This window comes from Phytoactinopolyspora endophytica (assembly GCF_004138495.1).
Lineage (GTDB): Bacteria > Actinomycetota > Actinomycetes > Jiangellales > Jiangellaceae > Phytoactinopolyspora > Phytoactinopolyspora endophytica.
Genome location: NZ_ML142852.1, coordinates 344397 through 346333, shown reverse-complemented (window position 1 = coordinate 346333; position 1937 = coordinate 344397). Strand labels below are relative to the sequence as shown.

The 1937-nt window shown below is 68.2% G+C and carries 3 protein-coding genes; 2 read left to right on the top strand and 1 reads right to left on the bottom strand.

Going from position 1 to position 1937, the window contains the following annotated elements:
- Together ELR45_RS10010 and ELR45_RS10005 are read left to right on the top strand one after the other, a co-directional pair.
- On the top strand, positions 1–567 hold a 567-nt coding region (locus ELR45_RS10010; protein WP_165367643.1), incomplete at its 5' end, for a phosphotransferase family protein.
- 82 nt (positions 568–649) lie between these two features.
- The gene (locus tag ELR45_RS10005) at positions 650–1513 is read left to right on the top strand and encodes an exodeoxyribonuclease III (protein ID WP_129665567.1); all 864 of its coding nucleotides are present in this window, start codon (positions 650–652) and stop codon (positions 1511–1513) included.
- Between the two features lie 50 nt (positions 1514–1563).
- On the opposite strand, the gene ELR45_RS10000 is transcribed toward ELR45_RS10005, so the two are convergent.
- Positions 1564–1767 (bottom strand): hypothetical protein, encoded by a 204-nt coding sequence (locus ELR45_RS10000; protein ID WP_129665565.1) that lies wholly within the window; start codon positions 1765–1767, stop codon positions 1564–1566.
- Positions 1768–1937: the final 170 nt, after the last annotated feature.

Below are 1937 nucleotides of genomic sequence, written 5' to 3'. Positions count from 1 at the left end.
GATCACACGTCGGGTGGCTCGTCGCCGGGGATCGACACCAACGACGAGCTCATCTCCAGGCTCGTCCGGACCTGGATGGGCGACCGTGAGCGGCTCCGCGCCGTACGACACCGCGCACTCGAACTCGCCGAGGAGCTACGGAGCCAGGCCGAACCGTCACCGTGGGCCGTGTGCCACGGCGACCCGCACCTGGGCAACCTGATCGTCGTCCCCGGGTCGGAGGAGGTCACCCTCGTCGACTGGGACGACGCCGTGCTCGCCCCGCCCGAGCGTGACCTGATGTTCGTGCTCGGCGGCGGAGTCCTACCCTTCGCCCCCGTCACCGACGAGCAACAGTCATGGTTCCTCGACGGGTACGGCAGGATCGACGTCGATCCCGACCGGCTCGTGTACTTCCGCTGTGTGCGGACGCTCGAAGACATCACCGAGCTCGCTGAGCACGTCATCGACACCTCTCGGGACCGGGAACAACGCGCTGAATCGCTCGGGTACGTGGAAGGGATGGTGTCTCCGGCCGGACTGGTCGTTCAGGCGCTTCGCACCGCCTCGCGCGTGACATGGTCCTGAATGCGGCAGCCGCCTCCGGCTGTCGGGCGCTGCTCGGGGTGCAGGTTTCGATGCATCGATCGTCGCGGCTACCGTAGGTCAGGTGAGGGTGGCGACGTGGAACGTGAACTCGGTCAAACAACGGCTGCCCCGGCTCCTGCCGTGGCTGGACCAGCGGCGGCCTGATGTCGTCTGCCTCCAAGAGACCAAACTTGCCGACGACCGTTTCGCCGAGCTGCTGGGCGAGGAACTCGGCAACCGAGGCTACGCATTCGCGGCTCACGGTGAGGGGCGTTGGAACGGCGTCGCGATTCTGTCCAAGGTCGGGCTCGACGACGTCGCCCCCGGCGTCGACGGCGCACCCGGCTTCCCGGATCCGGAGGCCCGGGCCGTCGCGGCGACCTGCGGCGGGATCCGCGTGCATTCGGTGTACGTGCCGAACGGGCGCGAACCGGATTCCGACCACTATCGCTACAAGCTGGCGTGGCTGGCCGCGTTGCGGGACGTGGTCGCCGCGGGCCCGGATTCGGCGATGGTGTGCGGCGACGTCAACATCGCACCGACCGACGCCGACGTCTTCGACCCGGACGCGTACATCGGCCAGACGCATGTGACTCCGCCTGAGCGTGCGGCCTTGACTGAGTTGCAGGAGGTCGGGCTACGAGACGTGGTACGGGACCGCTGGCCGGCCGAGAGGATCTTCACCTACTGGGATTACCGGGCGGGAATGTTCCACAAGGATCTCGGGATGCGGATCGACCTGATGCTGGCCACCGGGACGGTGGCGGAGCGGGTGCAAGCAGCGTGGGTGGACCGGCAAGCACGTAAGGGGACTGGGCCGAGCGATCACGCTCCGGTCTTCGTCGACCTTGACGAGGCGCCGGACGGTGACATCGGCCCGGTGGTACCACCGCCGTCGGCGCCTGCGGCGAAGCGCGGGTCGGCCAAGCTTCCCCAATCGCGGTGATGAGGGGCACGTCAAGCGGTCACGCCACCACTGCGACAGATGCCCCGGACCTAGGAGGCGGCCGAGTTCGCCTTCATGGAGTTGGCCGTCGAGAGGTAGGACCTCGTGTGCCGCCCCGAGCGGTGCCGTCCGCGCTTGGACTGAACTCGGCGGAAGATGGTGGGCAGCGCCGCCCGCGCCCGGCCGGCACCCCCGCGACCGGCCGGGCGGGACGAACGAGTGTCTTCCTGCATGCTGTGGTTCTGGTTCGACATGGCTATCTCTCCTCTTGCTCTCGTTCCATAGCCCCCTTCACGAGGCAAGACGCAGGCGCCTACGGATTATGACGCGACCGTCGTGAGACTCCTGCGAGCGAGCGACGGGGCGCGGCGCGACACGTCGGAGGAGGAGCGCATGCACGTCTCCTTGGCTGGTGCGGTTACGG

Bases quoted from the DNA above. Each gene is read 5' to 3' on its own strand.
- ELR45_RS10000 (WP_129665565.1), bottom strand. From the start codon at position 1,767: ATGTCGAACCAGAACCACAGCATGCAGGAAGACACTCGTTCGTCCCGC.